The sequence below is a fragment of the Pedobacter sp. KACC 23697 genome (assembly GCF_045348445.1).
Classification (GTDB): Bacteria; Bacteroidota; Bacteroidia; order Sphingobacteriales; family Sphingobacteriaceae; genus Pedobacter.
Genome location: NZ_CP157485.1, coordinates 2334910 through 2349796 on the forward strand (window position 1 = coordinate 2334910; position 14887 = coordinate 2349796).

General features: G+C 40.5%; 9 protein-coding genes. 1 reads left to right on the plus strand and 8 read right to left on the minus strand.

Features of this window, described 5'->3' with window-relative positions; all coding sequences use genetic code 11:
- The first annotated feature begins 115 nt into the window (after nucleotides 1-115).
- Nucleotides 116-1384: a peroxiredoxin family protein gene (locus tag ABEG20_RS09170; RefSeq protein WP_406827070.1), complete on the plus strand. Its 1269-nt coding sequence runs from the start codon at nucleotides 116-118 to the stop codon at nucleotides 1382-1384.
- A gap of 660 nt (nucleotides 1385-2044) precedes the next feature.
- Here the strand turns inward: ABEG20_RS09170 and ABEG20_RS09175 are convergent.
- The 8 genes from ABEG20_RS09175 to ABEG20_RS09210 all read right to left on the minus strand — a co-directional run bounded on the left by ABEG20_RS09175 (nucleotide 2045) and on the right by ABEG20_RS09210 (nucleotide 14593).
- The gene (locus ABEG20_RS09175; protein ID WP_406827071.1) at nucleotides 2045-3721 is read right to left on the minus strand and encodes a trypsin-like peptidase domain-containing protein; all 1677 of its coding nucleotides are present in this window, start codon (nucleotides 3719-3721) and stop codon (nucleotides 2045-2047) included.
- A 147-nt stretch (nucleotides 3722-3868) separates the two neighbouring features.
- Entirely contained in the window at nucleotides 3869-5002 is a 1134-nt protein-coding gene (locus tag ABEG20_RS09180; RefSeq protein WP_406827072.1) for a redoxin domain-containing protein, read from the minus strand.
- Nucleotides 5003-5342: 340 nt separating this feature from the next.
- Nucleotides 5343-6761 (minus strand): PKD-like family lipoprotein, encoded by a 1419-nt coding sequence (locus ABEG20_RS09185; protein ID WP_406827073.1) that lies wholly within the window; start codon nucleotides 6759-6761, stop codon nucleotides 5343-5345.
- 10 nt (nucleotides 6762-6771) lie between these two features.
- Nucleotides 6772-7581: a DUF4843 domain-containing protein gene (locus tag ABEG20_RS09190; RefSeq protein ID WP_406827074.1), complete on the minus strand. Its 810-nt coding sequence runs from the start codon at nucleotides 7579-7581 to the stop codon at nucleotides 6772-6774.
- Nucleotides 7582-7610: 29 nt separating this feature from the next.
- Complete coding sequence (locus ABEG20_RS09195; RefSeq protein ID WP_406827075.1) at nucleotides 7611-9101, minus strand: RagB/SusD family nutrient uptake outer membrane protein; 1491 nt, start codon at nucleotides 9099-9101, stop codon at nucleotides 7611-7613.
- A 34-nt stretch (nucleotides 9102-9135) separates the two neighbouring features.
- Entirely contained in the window at nucleotides 9136-12468 is a 3333-nt protein-coding gene (locus tag ABEG20_RS09200; protein ID WP_406827076.1) for a SusC/RagA family TonB-linked outer membrane protein, read from the minus strand.
- A 276-nt stretch (nucleotides 12469-12744) separates the two neighbouring features.
- Nucleotides 12745-13863: a FecR family protein gene (locus tag ABEG20_RS09205; RefSeq protein WP_406827077.1), complete on the minus strand. Its 1119-nt coding sequence runs from the start codon at nucleotides 13861-13863 to the stop codon at nucleotides 12745-12747.
- Nucleotides 13864-14008: 145 nt separating this feature from the next.
- The gene (locus ABEG20_RS09210) at nucleotides 14009-14593 is read right to left on the minus strand and encodes an RNA polymerase sigma factor (protein ID WP_406827078.1); all 585 of its coding nucleotides are present in this window, start codon (nucleotides 14591-14593) and stop codon (nucleotides 14009-14011) included.
- Nucleotides 14594-14887: the final 294 nt, after the last annotated feature.

Consider the following 14887-nt stretch of genomic DNA (forward strand, 5'->3'; position numbering starts at 1 on the left):
GTATAATTAATTCCATTTATCCTATAGTTTTTATAGATATTTATTAAAATATTTTTTCTTTGGTTATTTCATCCGTATATTTGTCGACTAAATTAGTAGATTAATATACTTTTCAATGAATATAAAAACCTTATTAACGGCCGTATTGGCTATATTAACCTCCATTACCTTTGCTCAAAATCAGGCTGTTTCAGCTAATAACCAACAGGCAAAAGCTAAAGAAAAAAAAGCAAAAGCTTTTGTTGCGTCAGGCAACTGGCGTGGTGTAGCTAAAGTAAAAGAGGGTCTCGAAATCCCTTTCAGTTTTGAGATTAAGGAAAAAAGCGGTCAACAGAAATTGTATTTCCGCAATGCCGAAGAAAGTTTTGAGGGTGGTCTGGTGAAACAAACGGCCGATTCACTTTTTGTTAAACTGGATCAGTTTGATAATGAACTGGCTTTTGCAATAGATGGCGATCGGTTAACAGGAACTTTACGTAAACAGGATAAAACCGGAAAACCTTTAATAATTGATGCCGAACGCAAAAATTACCGTTTTAAAACAGATAAACCCGCCTTAGCCGATTATTCCGGAAGTTATGATGTAATTTTTACTTCTCCGAATGGCAAAGAAGAAAAAACAGTAGGTTTATTTAAACAAACGGGAAACAAACTGACGGGAACTTTCCTCCGTGTAACCGGCGATTCACGCTATCTTGAAGGTATTGTGGAAGGGAATGAATTTCAACTTTCGAGTTTTATTGGCTCCTCTCCTGCTTATTACCAAGGAACTTTCGGGGCAGATGGCACTTTAAAGGGTGAAGTTTTAAGTGCAAGAGGCAGTCAGCCTTTTGCCGGAACCAAAAATAAAGATGCTGCCCTGCCGGATCCTTATCAACTTACCTACCTGAAAAAAGGATACAAAACACTCGATTTCAGTTTCCCTGATGTAAATGGTAAAAAGATTTCATTAAAAGAGGAAAAATACAAGAACAAAGTAGTGATTTTAACCATTACCGGCAGCTGGTGTCCTAATTGCGTTGATGAAGCTACTTTTATGGCGCCATGGTATAAAAAGAATAAAAACCGCGGCGTAGAAATTATTGCCTTGCATTACGAACGTTCTACCGAGCCCGAATATGCCAAAAAAGTGATGAGCCGTTTCCGCGATCGCTTTGGTATCGAATACGATCAGGTTTTGGCAGGCACAGCCGACAAACAAGCGGTATCTGAATCATTGCCTGCACTTGATTCATTTTTATCGTTCCCAACTACGATAATAATCGATAAACAGGGAAATGTAGCCCAGATCCATACCGGTTTTAATGGCCCGGCCACCGGTAAATTTTATGAGGAATTTGTGAAAGAATTTAATACTGAAATTGATTCGCTGGTGAAGAAATAAGCATCATAAATCACTTCCTGTATGTCATTCTGAACGAAGTGAAGAATCTTTTGAATACTAACATTAGTTGGTGAGACACCAATCAATAGGAACAAAATAGCGGTTCAAACTCTGTCCTTAGCAGTAACGGTGTTTTTAGCCCCGGGCAAAGCGGCATCCCTAAAGCGCAGCGTAAGGATATAGCGAAGCGCGGGAACAATCTTTGATCGTCGCGAATGGCCCTGCGCTCCAAAAAAGCATATTTTTTTCCTTTTTTGGAAAGGCGGTGCAGTGCGCTTCGGTTCCAGCATTCCTTCTTTCCGCTTCTATCTTTTTGTGAAGGCTCAGCGGGAACATTTTGGTTTGTGCAACAAAAAGGATAGCCGCTGCAAAAAGGTTTATTTAACAAAGGTCTTTACAGGAAACAAAATAACGTTTCATACTTTATTGGTTTGTTCTTAGCACTAACCGCGTTTTTAGCCCCGGGAGAAGCGACATCCCTGAAGCGCAGCGAAAGGATATAGCGAAGCACGGGAACGATCTTTGATCGTCGCGAATGGCCCTGCGCTCCAAAAAATGTATGATTTAGTCTTTGGTCCGTGAGACACCAGCTAATAGAAAAATTTAAATGAAGGTCCTTCGACAGGCTCAGGATGACAGTTTTCAGTCATTTAATACAGGCTATCTCACATGCTTTAAAACAAACTCAACAATTGTTTTCTTTGGAACCACAACTGTAGTCGTGCGGCTGAACCTGGCAATGTTGATTCCATAAAAATGACCTTCCCAATCAAAAACAGGTGATCCGCATGCATTGGCTTTAATGGCCGCATCATGTGTAAAGATGGCGTTAAAACCATCTCTTCGCTCTGATTTTCCGCCTTCAAATTTATCTGCAGGATGATTGGAGAGCGACTGTCCCCTTCCGTCAAGCTTGAATGTTTTGTTCACTTTACCAGATGCATTCTCCCATTCGAAGGTAACTTCATCATCTGCCCAATATTTTAAGATTTCGGGCGCAAATTCACTTGCTTTTTTGATGGCTTTTCCATTAATACTGATGAGTTCATCGCCAACTTTTATCCCTGCTCTTTCTGCCGGGCTTCCCTCTTTAATTAACGAGAATTGTACAGGACTAGAATGGTATACTATCATGGCGCCTAAATAAGGCTGACTATTTACTTTTGGCAAATTAAATAACGTACTGCCTAAAATACTACGAATCATATGGCCTGCAGGATTTATACTATAAAGCAGTTTACCCATCTCTATTTTAATAGTGTCGGCATCAGCAATATTTAAATCAATTCCTCCTTTTAAAGATTGACCAAGTTTAAATAAAACCAGGTCATTTTCCTGATCTTTTCCAATAAAGTTAATCGGCACCCTTTTTCCATTAATGTCACAATTTGCCGCTTCGCCGACCATGGTATTTTTGCTCAGTAAAAATTGTCTTTTAATACCGTTTGATGTTTTAATATTTAATAAACAGGCATCAATTTGCTGCTTTTGTCCTTTTATGGTGCTTGTAATGGTGAAACAACTGTTTTTAAGCTTTGACGTATCAAAATCCGGATGTAAAGCCTTTTGTCTGCTTTCTTTCTGCAATAACAAAAACAAAGGATCAGTTTTCACATGATCTGTTTTTTCGGGTAAAGCTGTATAAAGCGTTTCGCTGTTCAAGGCTGTCCAATATTGGCGGTAAAGATCAACAGGAATTTCAAAATTCATGTCTTCAGCAACATCAATCGCACTGTGCAATCCGATTACGCGGCCGTGATAATCGTATAAAGGTCCACCTGAATCACCTGGTTCCATTTTACAGGTTGAGCGAATAAAACCATATTCATTTTTAACTTCTGCAATACGGCCCAACCTTAAAGTGGGCAGGGTTTGGTTCAGGCTTTCGGGATAAGAAATACTGATGCAAGGTTCATTTTCAAGCAAACTGCCTGAATAACCGATCTCTGCAAACGGATAACTGCCCTTACCGGTAATTTTCATCATGCCCACATCCGGAATACCAGGGGTTTCCTTGTTTTCTATCTTACCTAAAGCCACTGCAATACATTCACGTCCATCAGGAAAAAAAACCTTATAATTTTTGCCCGGTAAAATGGTATGCGCAGCCGTTAAAATATAACCATCTGCACTGACTACCACACCACTAAACTGGGCGCTGGTTCTTTGGTTTTGCTGTACATCAAAACCCCACATCCGCACACTTGCAGGGTACACTTTTTTAACCGCCCGGGCAATGGTGTACTGAAATTTAGCCACCTGCTTTTTTTGCGCATAAGCATTCAGGCCAAACAGCAACACAAAGGTTGCTGTTATGGTCCTTATATAGTTATTCATTATTTTTATGATTTTTTGGGCAGAAAACTTAACTGGCCCTGCCCTTAACAGTCACATCAGTTTGATCAGACATTTTTACTTTGGCGAAACAAACACCAAGCGTACAATTGGCATCTTTTCCTTCATCAAGATCAGTCCAGTCAATAATTAGTTAAAAATTTCAGCAAGCTTTTTGTTTAGCGGTTCGCCACGAAGGCCATTGCCGATAATTTTGCCCTGCGCATCTACCAGAAAACTTGCAGGCACCGCACGGACACCGTACAAACGGCCCACTTCATTGTTCCACCCTTTCAGGTCAGAGACGTGAACCCAGTCTAAACCATCTTTTTCTATCGCTTCTAACCAATTCTCTTTTACATGATCTAATGAAACCGATATAATCTCGAAACCTTTGTCTTTATAAGTCTCATACTGTTTTACCAGGTTTGGGTTCTCTGCCCTGCATGGACTGCACCAGCTTGCCCAAAATTCAACCAGTACTACTTTTCCTTTAAAACTGGCCAATGAAACCGGCTTGCCAACCACATTGTTCTGGGTAAAAAGAGGGGCTGCATTTCCAACAGCAGTAATACTGCCCGCAGCGATACGCTGTGCCAGTTCTCTCCCCATATCGGTTTCGCGGTAAGCTTTATTTAAGGCATTAAAAACCGGCTGAACTTTGGCTACATCAACCTTGCTTCCAGCTGCTTCTGAGAGTGCCACCAATGCGAAATAAGAAGTTGGGTTTTCTTTAGCAAACTGAAACTGTTTATCTGTTCTGTTCTGGATATTTCTTCTGAAGCGCAGATCTACCGCTTTCCTGTAAGCGGTATCTTTCTGCTGTTCGGGTGTTCCCTTGTTAAAATCGATATTAACCGCTTTGGTTAGGGCCATAATGGTACCGCCAATGGCTTTGTTATAGGCATCGTATTCCTGATATACCTTTGAGCCTGTAAAAACAGCATTCTCTAAAGAATCTTTTGAACTAATGGTAACCTGCTCTTTCCCAAAATAAAAGTAAATGACATCACCTGTGTAAACAGCCTTGCCTTTACCAGCACCCGTATGATCGAGCGCCATTCGGGCATAGGCATTGCCGGAAATATGTCCGGTGAATTTAAAACTGCCGTTAACCAGCGTTACAGAATCTTCGTGACTTACACCGTTATCCATGTAATCGATATAGGCTTTTGCAGGCGTGCCCAGTGTTCCTATTTTACCAGTTAAACTAAAGTTTGGCGTTTGTGCCCAGCTTAAGGCTGGGCATAATAGGGCTAATAATGCTAATTTTATATTTTTCATTTGAATTTTTTTATGGTTAAATGACAAGAGTTTGTTTTAATTATAAGTTGTGATAATGGAGATTATTATGTAAAGTTTTTGTGATTAACATAACTCATTTATTATTCCTTTCAGCATAGTCTTGCCTCGGCTCGCCGCCGCCGATTGGCTCCTTCTTTTTGGCGTCAAAAAGAACCAAAACACGCCGTTTGAAAATTTTTCTTTTAAAGCGAATGATAAGGCTAGGACCGTGCATTCCGAAAAATTTGTCAGGCCGGTTTTAAGTAGAACGGAGATACTGTGCCATGGCCTAGCTGGATGGAAATGCATTAACACAAAAACATAATGCTGTCTCATCAGTTTACTTTCTAATGGCGATATCTACGGGCGCGCCTGGTATACCTTCAATCTTTTTGATGAATACACCGTTCATTCCAGTGGAAATGTTTAAAAAAGAAACAGTTTCTTCTGTTCCTACCATCAGGGTTTCCTCATCTTCGCTAAGTTTCAACATCGAAATCGTTTTTCCGCTAAAACTGGTTGCCAGTTCCCTCAGCTCTTCATTTACCGGATTATAACGGTAAACTTTACTTCCATTGGCCATGTAGATCACCCCGTTTTTAGCACCGCTCCACTTCGTATTTTCATTAATCAACTCCTGGCGAACGAATAAACGTTTATGTTGCGGGGTAAAAGTGAACGGACCGTTGAACTGAACATTAAACTTTAATTCATACATTTTACCATCGGTTCCTTTGCAATAGGCAAAACAATCAGCATTGTTAAGCTGCTCCATATGAACCAGGTCCATACCAACATTTAGCGGATCAAAAACATTGGCCGTAACTGAATATTGGGTACCAAAGTAAACAGGTGCGCCATATAAGTTAATCCGTACAAACTGTTTTCTGTTGCGGTCAAATCCGATAAAATAAGTTGCTGACTGTGTGAAACTCATGGCAAAAGATGAAGCCAGTTCGTAATCACCATCAGCCGGTAAACCAAACATGCCGTAAGTGGCTGCCTGATCCCAGGTACTGGTGGTACCGCCGTAAAATTTACCGTTAACAACGCCCATCATTACCCCTTGCGGATGCGAAATCAGTGAACCGACCTCAAGATTATCCGGTGGTGTAAAGAAGTTGTCTTTGAGCGTATTGGGATATTTTGGATCTTCCTGCATGGTATTGGGTTCCAGCCTGATGCCGCCATTTTTAGTAATGATCCAATAGCCCAGCAAGGTACCACCAGTAAATGTATTCCTTAAAAGGAACAGATTTGTTGGGTTTGGTGGCAGATCTTTCCCTTGCATGGCGCGATATAAACGGGCCTGTACACTACCATCCGGCTTAATAAACGAAAACTGTGTAATTCCTTTTTCAACGCTTAATATGGTTGTGCCTTTGGCAAATTCCGTTCCCCCATCAATGTAAAACTGATGGAAATATTTCATCCCATTCGCTTTATTGTAAACCGTGAGGCGGGCAGGATATCTTTTAGCCTGCAAACCGAAAATGATCCTTAAAGCGGGGCCGTTGTATAAAACATCATTCCCTTCCATTACACTGATCCTCCATTGAAGTTCTACATTTGCGGCATCAGCACCTTCTATTTTCGGCTTAATGATCAAACTATCGCCGACATTTGCGGTGTAAACAGAATCGAGGTTAACCAGTTTAGGCGCTATAGGCATATCAATATCGTAGTTACCCAGGTCTTTATGACATGCGGCTAAAGCAGCTACGCCAATTATGAATATGATTAATTTTTTAATGTTCATGTTCTTCGAATTAAATAACCTCGTTGCCATTTTCATCTATAAAATAATATTTACCATTCTGCATGTTTTTTCTCAGAAGCGTTTTTTTAGCCGGGTTGCTCTTGTTGTAGAAGTAATAGCTATTGGTATTGCCAGCAGTAACTTCTTCAATAACGTAACCTTTTGCTGCATTTTTGGCCACCCAATTAAACGGATTGTTTAACATCGTGGTTAATAAACCGATATAATAAAGGTTTTTTGGGGCGTCTAGCCCATCTGTAGTAAGAGATGTCTGCGCAGTGACCAGAATGAACAATTCATGTTTGGTTCTCGAGTAAGGCGGTAACGGCCAGGTGTCCCACCAACCTGGTTTTTCTAATTTGGATGAGAATACAACCTTTGCCCTGATCAGGTAAGGGTTTTCGATGCCCAGATCCGGCGTTCCGGTTAATTTGATCAGTATCGAAACCGATCTGTTTTCCAGTTGCCGGTCCTGATTGTAAATCACTACCGGGATATACCCTATTCCCCTATTCGGAAGAATGGAATATTGTGGCTTCAAAGCTTCATAATGTAATCCGGGCGTAGCGGTAGAAGAATCAGTATCTACCCGTGCACTGAATTTCCGGTCTGCACTGGTTCTGATTCCGGATAAACGTACCGGCAGCCAAACGGTATCTTGGGCCAGTGTAGGATTATAGGCAAAGGTTCTTACAATACTGTCTTTATCTCCATTATAAATGTCGAAGTAAACATTTGCACTATGATCAAAACGCATCTCTTCTGCTTTTTTGCAAGAAGCCAGACAAATGACTGCGAATATTAATATGTATATTTTCATAATTTGCTATTAATAAATTTCAAATGATTCTATCTGCCGCCATAAACCACCTCATCGTTAGGAAGAGGGAGTACGAAAATGTTATCAGAAGCCGGGATGATTACCCCGGTTTGGCCTACAATACCCCTATTCAGCCTTTTATACATATAAAATAGCTGACCTTCTGCCAACCATTCTTTACGTGCATCCTTAAGCAGCTCTTTTAACAGGTCTTCTTCACTATTGATGGATAAAGGATCGCCAATCTGCCTCGCTTCCCGAACCTGTTTAAGGAAATTTACGGCTTCCGTTGGATTGCCTGCATATGAACATTCGGCAGCGATATAATATAGTTCACTAAGCCTGATGGCAGGAGCCATCAGATAATGTAAGTTTGCATTTGCTTCAGCGCTTAAAGGATTTCTGCGGTATTTAACAATATCGTAAGATCGTGACGACTGATTGGAAGTAGCAGACAACCAATATTTATAACGGGAATCACTCGCACCGGCTGTAGCCTTTTCATAAATATAATCTGCAGCATCCTCAATTAAATAAAAGCCCCTGGTACCACTTTGAAACCAATTGTCTTTGATCTCTTTTGCGGCGCCTGGTATATACCATCCAAAAACAAGTTCCTTGTAGAGAATCCGGTCTTTTTTTGAATCTTCGAAAGCTTCAAAATCGCTTTTTGAAGTCCAGGGGAATTTTTTAGAGTCGATTACTTCTTTTGCATTCTGTAAAGCTCTAGCTTTATCATTCTTATAAAGATATACCCTAGCAAGCGTGCCACATACCGCATAATAATTTAAACGGTGCCTTCTGTTCTGTAAAAATAAACTCGGGTTCCGCTCTTCCGTATTTTTGAGCGTATCGGTAACCAAAGGATAATTTACAATGTAGCCGGCACTGCGGATCGGATCGGCCGTTAATAATTGTTTAGCTTGCTCCAGATCTTTAAGGATAAGATCGATCGTTTCTGATACGCTCGAAACCGGCGTAATCTCTTTGGTATATTTATTTGCATATGGAATGCCTTTTGCAGTGGCATTTCTCAGATAAGAGGGAGCAAAAAGACGTAATAAATCGAAATGCAGATATGCTCTCAATGCAAGTGCTTCACCTTTAACAATCGCATAATTATTGCCGCTGAAGATGTTCTTTTTTGCATCTACATTTTCCAGAATCAGGTTGCAGTTTACAATTGCATTGTATAAACCCGCCCAAATTTTGTCTTTACGTTTAATGAACTCGCCATGTTTATAATTATACAGGGAGGTTTGCCTGTAATCCTGACCGTCATCACGCATTGAAAAATTTTGCGCCAATACTTCTGTTGTACCAAAGGTAAGTTCTTTGCCATACAGATCTGATTCGGTACTGCGGTTGTACACACCGTTTATGGCTTCCATAAAGCCACTTTCGGTACTGAATAAAATGGGCGCCGCAATTTCTGATTCGGGCTCAACTTCCAGCCATTTTTTGCAGGAACTCAACAATCCTGTTATTACGATGAGGCAGATCAACAATCTAATATTCATATTTTTATATTTTAAATCCGTTAATTAATATCGCTTAGAAAGCTGCTCTGATGGAGAAGGTTAAACTTCTGGTAAATGGATAATTGATTCCTCTTTCTTCTTTCACTGATGACCAACGTACCACATCATTAGCCGTTACCTGGAACATGAGGCTCGACATCGACAATTTTGACGCGATTTTTTTGTTCATATCGTAAGAAAGGTTAACCGATTGCAGGTTGATCAGGTTATCAGGCTGTATAAATCTGGAGCTAACATCCGTTTCGCCATTGTCTGCTATGTTTTTATAAAAAGATAGGTCGCCAGGCTGCTTCCATTTTTCCTCGAACACCCGTTTATCCACATTATATCTTGGGTCGGCATTTTCAACACGTTCAACCAGGGTGAGGTTGTATTTATCTCCGCCGAAATAGGTTTGAAACTGCACATACAGGCTAAACCTTTTGTAGTTAACGGTTCCGCCAAAGTAGCCGCTCACTTTAGGGTTAGGATCACCGATTACAACATAATCCCTTTTATCGTAATCATAGGTGAGTGTACCATCTTTTTTAAGGTATAATTCACGGCCATTTTCCGGATCTATGCCTAATGAGCGTACACCATAAATGGCATTAAATGGCTGCCCTTCGCTGAACCTGAGCAATGGAATTCCCCGGTAACCTCCGTCACCAGGCTTCAAAGACTGTAGTTCATCTGCCCGGTCATTGTATTTCTTTAAAGCGTTCGAGATCCTTACGACCTTATTTTTATTGGAAACCAAATTGGCATTCAGGTTTACCGACCAGTCCTTGCTTCTTACGGCCTCAACGTTTATGCCCAGCTCAGCGCCTTTGTTTTCCATATCGCCAAGGTTTTCTTTATAAGACAAAAACCCTGTTGACGGTGGCAGCGTGATGTCGGCCAAAATATCTTTGGTAAACTTTTTATATATTCTTGGCAAAATCATTACCCGGTCTTTAAACAGCCCAATATCTACACCGATATCTGTCATCCTGGTTTTTTGCCAGCCAAGATTCTCATTTCCATAACTGTTTACATTGGCACCAATGCCTGATGAATACCAGTTTCCGGTGTTATACTTATAGATGGTCTTTGACAAATAAGGGTCAAACTCTACTGACCCGGTGAGTCCTGTAGAGGCTTTTATCCTCAACTGGCTAATAACAGGGTTATTCTTCAGAAATTCCTCTTGATGTACGTTCCAACCTAATCCGAAAGACCAGAATGGGGCCAGTTTATTGTTCACGCCGAATTTTGAAGAACCATCAATACGAACGGTTCCGTCCATGAGGTACCGGTTTTTGTACGAATAGTTTACGGAAAAAAACGAACCGAATAAGCGGGCTTTTTCGAGCCTGCTTAGGGGTTTTCCGTCTTCTGCGTAACCTTTAGCAAAGCCGATGCTGGTAAAACGATCGTTAGCAAAGCCAATAGCGGTAAATTCTTTCTGATCGCGTAACTCTGTACGGGCATTTACCCCCACCAAAGCATTAAAATAATTACCGCCGATCTGCTTTAACCAGGTTAACCTGATGTTACTATCCCAGTAAGTTTCTTTCATTTCCCTGTTGGTATATTCGCCTTTTTCATCAATTTTATCGGTGGTATACAGGTAATATTTATTTGCCTGTGGCGAGGTGAAGATATCATCGGAGTTTGATCGTGTGGTAACACTCATCTGCGCCCTTAACCTCAGGTCTTTTGCTACTTCTAAATCGGCAGAAAGGTTATCGATAATTTCGGTGTATTTAGATTTATTGAAGCTGCTTAAATTGGCGTCAAATAATGGATTAAACACATATTCTTTTGACCGATCCTGTTTTTCATATACATCCGAAATCCTCATGGCCATACCATTGGCGTCTCTTAACGGATAGTAAGGATTCATCCTTACGTAATTGGAAAAATCGCCATAAGGTGATTCGGTAGCGCCAACCTGTGTTACGGATAATTCATTTCTGAACTGAAGTTTCTTCACATTGTACTGAAAACTCATTCCACCCGAATATTGATCTCTTTCAGAGCCTTTCATCGCTCCAGGCCTGGTTTGGTAGCGAAGATTTACGTTATAACGGAATGCCTGCGAACCGCCATCCAGGTTTACAGCATGCTTATGGCCTATGGTATTGCGTAGCGGTTGTGATAACCAATAACTGTTCACCCCACCAACAACATTGGCTTTTTTGTGGTAATAGATTTCATCAAGCTGATCTTGAGGCACCTGTTGTTTTGAAGAACTATATAACCCGGCCAAAACCTCATAATCCAGTTTTTCAGCTGCATCTAAAACCTGGTAATCGCTCAGATCAGCAGCGGTAAGATTCAGTTCGTAGTTGTATTCTATACGTAGTTTTCCTTCTAATGGTGTTTTAGTGGTAATTACAATTACACCATTGGCCGCGCGCGAACCGTAAATTGCTGTTGCGGCTGCATCCTTTAAAGAGGTAACCGATGCAATACGGTTCACGTCCAGATCAAATACTTTCTGCACGCTCACTTCATAGCCATCAAGCATAAAAACAGGCATGTTCGCCGTTCCAAGAATATCATCTCTTCTCAGCACCTGTCCATCACCGCTGGGCAGTGCAGAGGCTCCCCTGACATTAATGGAGGGAATCCTGTTCGGGTTGGAACCTGCAAGGTTATTTTCAATCAGTTTAAAGGAAGGATCGAATGTGCCGATACTTTGCAGCAAATTCTGTGGATTTACCCTTTTCAGCTGTTCTCCGGATATGGTTACCGCATTGCCGGTATAATTATCTTTTTTAATCGTTTGATAACCGGTAACCACTACATCATTCATTTGGGTCATTTTAGGGCTGAGCTTAACGTTTAACGTTTTAGTACCTGTAACCTTGATTTCAAACAAGTCATAGCCTACATAACTGAAAACCAAAATGCTTCCTTCGTCAACGTTTACTTTGAATTCGCCTTTCTCATTGGTGATGCCTACACTGGCACCGTTTTTAACCGAAACATTAACGCCAGGAAGGGTTTCACCGGTAGCTTGATCAGCTACCAAGCCCCTTACCTCGATTTTTACCGCTATACGGGCTGTAATAACCGGTTTATTTGCCCCGGGACTAATTACTATGGTTTTGTTAACAATGTTATAGCTTAGATTTTGATCTTTTAAAGAAGCATTCAGCGCATCTGCGAGAGATGTGTGATTGAACTCTACCGTTACATCAGGTTTATCCTGCAGTAATTGCCCTTTGTAAAAGAAAAAATAGCCTGTTTGCTTTTTGATCTCTTTAAAAACCTGTTTAAGCGAAGTTTTTCTTCGGGAGAGCGTTACTGTTTGAGAAAATGTGGCTGCCGACAAATGTAGGGCACCGGCCAATAGTAAGATTGCAGTCAATTTCATGACCAATAAAATTTTAATCTTTACCCTCCGCATGTCGCACACGGGGTTGTAAAGGGTAGTTAATTTCATACCTTTGTTATGAATGAGGTTAAAAAATAGCAGCTGGGTTTCGAAGCAGGCTGCTTGTCCAAATTTCTACCGGAAGCGTTGCCGCGCTTTCGGTTTTTTTTTTAAGGTATTCCGTTAAATTTCTGGTAGTTTTTTCATCATAAAGTTTAGTTAGTTGGTGATTGGTTGGTTGATTTTTGCGGCTGTTTAAAGAAAAGCCATTCTTATTTAATTTCCTGTTACTGTGATTACTTTACCCCTGGCATCAATATGAACGTGGTTGAGTTCTAATATTTCAAAAACCTCTGCCAGGTTGCTGTTTCTTGGTATTTCTCCCACATATTTTTCTGATGTAATTTTGCCCTGATAAACTACATCTACGTCGTACCAACGCGAAATCTGGCGCATAATGCTCTGCAAATCGTCGTTATCGAAAGAGAAAACATTATTTTTCCAGGCCATTTCTTTATCTACATCTACCCGCGCATTGAGCGATAACCTGGCACTGGTTGCATTTAACAGCGATTGCTCACCGGGGTGCAGATTTACTGAAGCCGATGGAGTACTTACTTTTACAGCACCTTCTAAAAGTGTAGTTTTAACAACAGCTTCATCCTGATAAGCATTGATATTAAAATGCGTACCTAAAACTTCAACCGTTTGTACTGCTGTTTTTACCCTAAAAGGACGGGTACGATCTTTTGAAACCTCGAAATAGGCTTCGCCATTTAACTCTACCAGTCTTTCATTTTTTGCAAACGCATAAGGATATTTTAAGGTTGTGGCGGCATTCAGCCAAACTTTTGTTCCATCAGGAAGATTTACCTCATACTGTCCTCCGCGTGGCGTAGCAATTGTATTCGATCCCTTTACAGTTGCCTTCGGGATTTCTTTAATGATATATTCGAGCTGGCCGTTTTTTGTCTTACGGATCACGATGCCGCTTTGATCCGCAATCTGACCATTTTTAGCATCATCCAGGTTAACAACAGTTCCGTCAGCCAGGGTAAGCACTGCTTTATTTCCGCCCGGAAGAATATTTTTTAATTCGGTTTTGGCAGTTAAAGGAGCAGCATAATGCTGCGTTACAAAGTAGATCCCAACACTCAGGCATAAAACTAGGCTTGCTGCTATGGCAAGCCATTTAACAATAACCATTTTTACAGATTTACCGCGAGGGCTTAACCGGTTCCAAACTTCTTGGCTGGTGGATTCTATTAAGGAATGATGAGGTGCTTCTTTTTCAAATGGTAATTGCAGATACCAGTCTTCTATAACCGTCATCTCGTCTGGCGTACAATTACCAGCAATGTACTTATCTAAAAGCTTTTTCGCATTTTTCTCCATTAAAAAGAAGTTTGTTTGGGTTGATTAATGTATATACGGCCAAGGTATAGGGTTGGGGGTATCAGAAATTTATTTTTTTTTAAAAAAATAAATTCGATAGCGCTAATTTGAAGAAAAAAAGATTTTATTTACGCCTTACAGTGCGTTATTGATAGATTTTTAAAAGATAAGCCAAGTAAATAGCCACACCCAACCTCGATTTAAGAATTCGAAGTGCTTTTTTCACCTGTGTTTTAACAGTTAGCTCGGAAAGCCCTAAGGCTAAGGCAATCTCCTTATGCGATTTATTTGCTTTGCGACTTAAAATAAAAATTTCCCGCATTTTGGGTGGCAAAGCATTAATTTCTTGCTCAATCAATAATGCCATTTGCTTTTCCCGCACCAAATAATCGGTCAGCACATGGTCCTGATCTATATAATCCTGCAAAGAATCTACGTATCTGCTTTCCACTTTTTGATGCGCAAAAACATCCAGCACACGGTTACGTACGGCTGTATATAAATAAGCGGATAAGTTACCATCAGGCGCAACCTGTAAACGTTTTACCCAAAGTGATTCAAACAACTGATGCAATACATCCTTCGCTTCCTCTTCATCATTTAAACGTTTGCTGGCGTGGATGAAAAGCAGGCCATAAAAACGGTTGTAAATTTCGGTAAAGGCGAGCTCATCACCCTGAGTTAACAAGTACGCCAATTCGCTATCAGAATATGAACCGTAGATATGCATAGAAACCACACAAAGATAATACAAATACAATCGGTTTCATTGCATCGCATTGGCTGTTATCTCATTACACCCCTATGTTTTCATTTTTTTACAAAGGAATTGGGCAAATTTAGGTAATTATGTAAATCAACTAGTCTTCGATACCTGTTTAGAAAGCTTTGGTACATCAGAATTGCCGGATCGTGAATGTTCTAAGTTAATTTGGCCACTTAAAAGAGGTATACAAGGCGAATTTGCGTATAAAGAGGCCTTAAGCATTTAAACCAATATATGGACAGATAAAAAAATCCTATC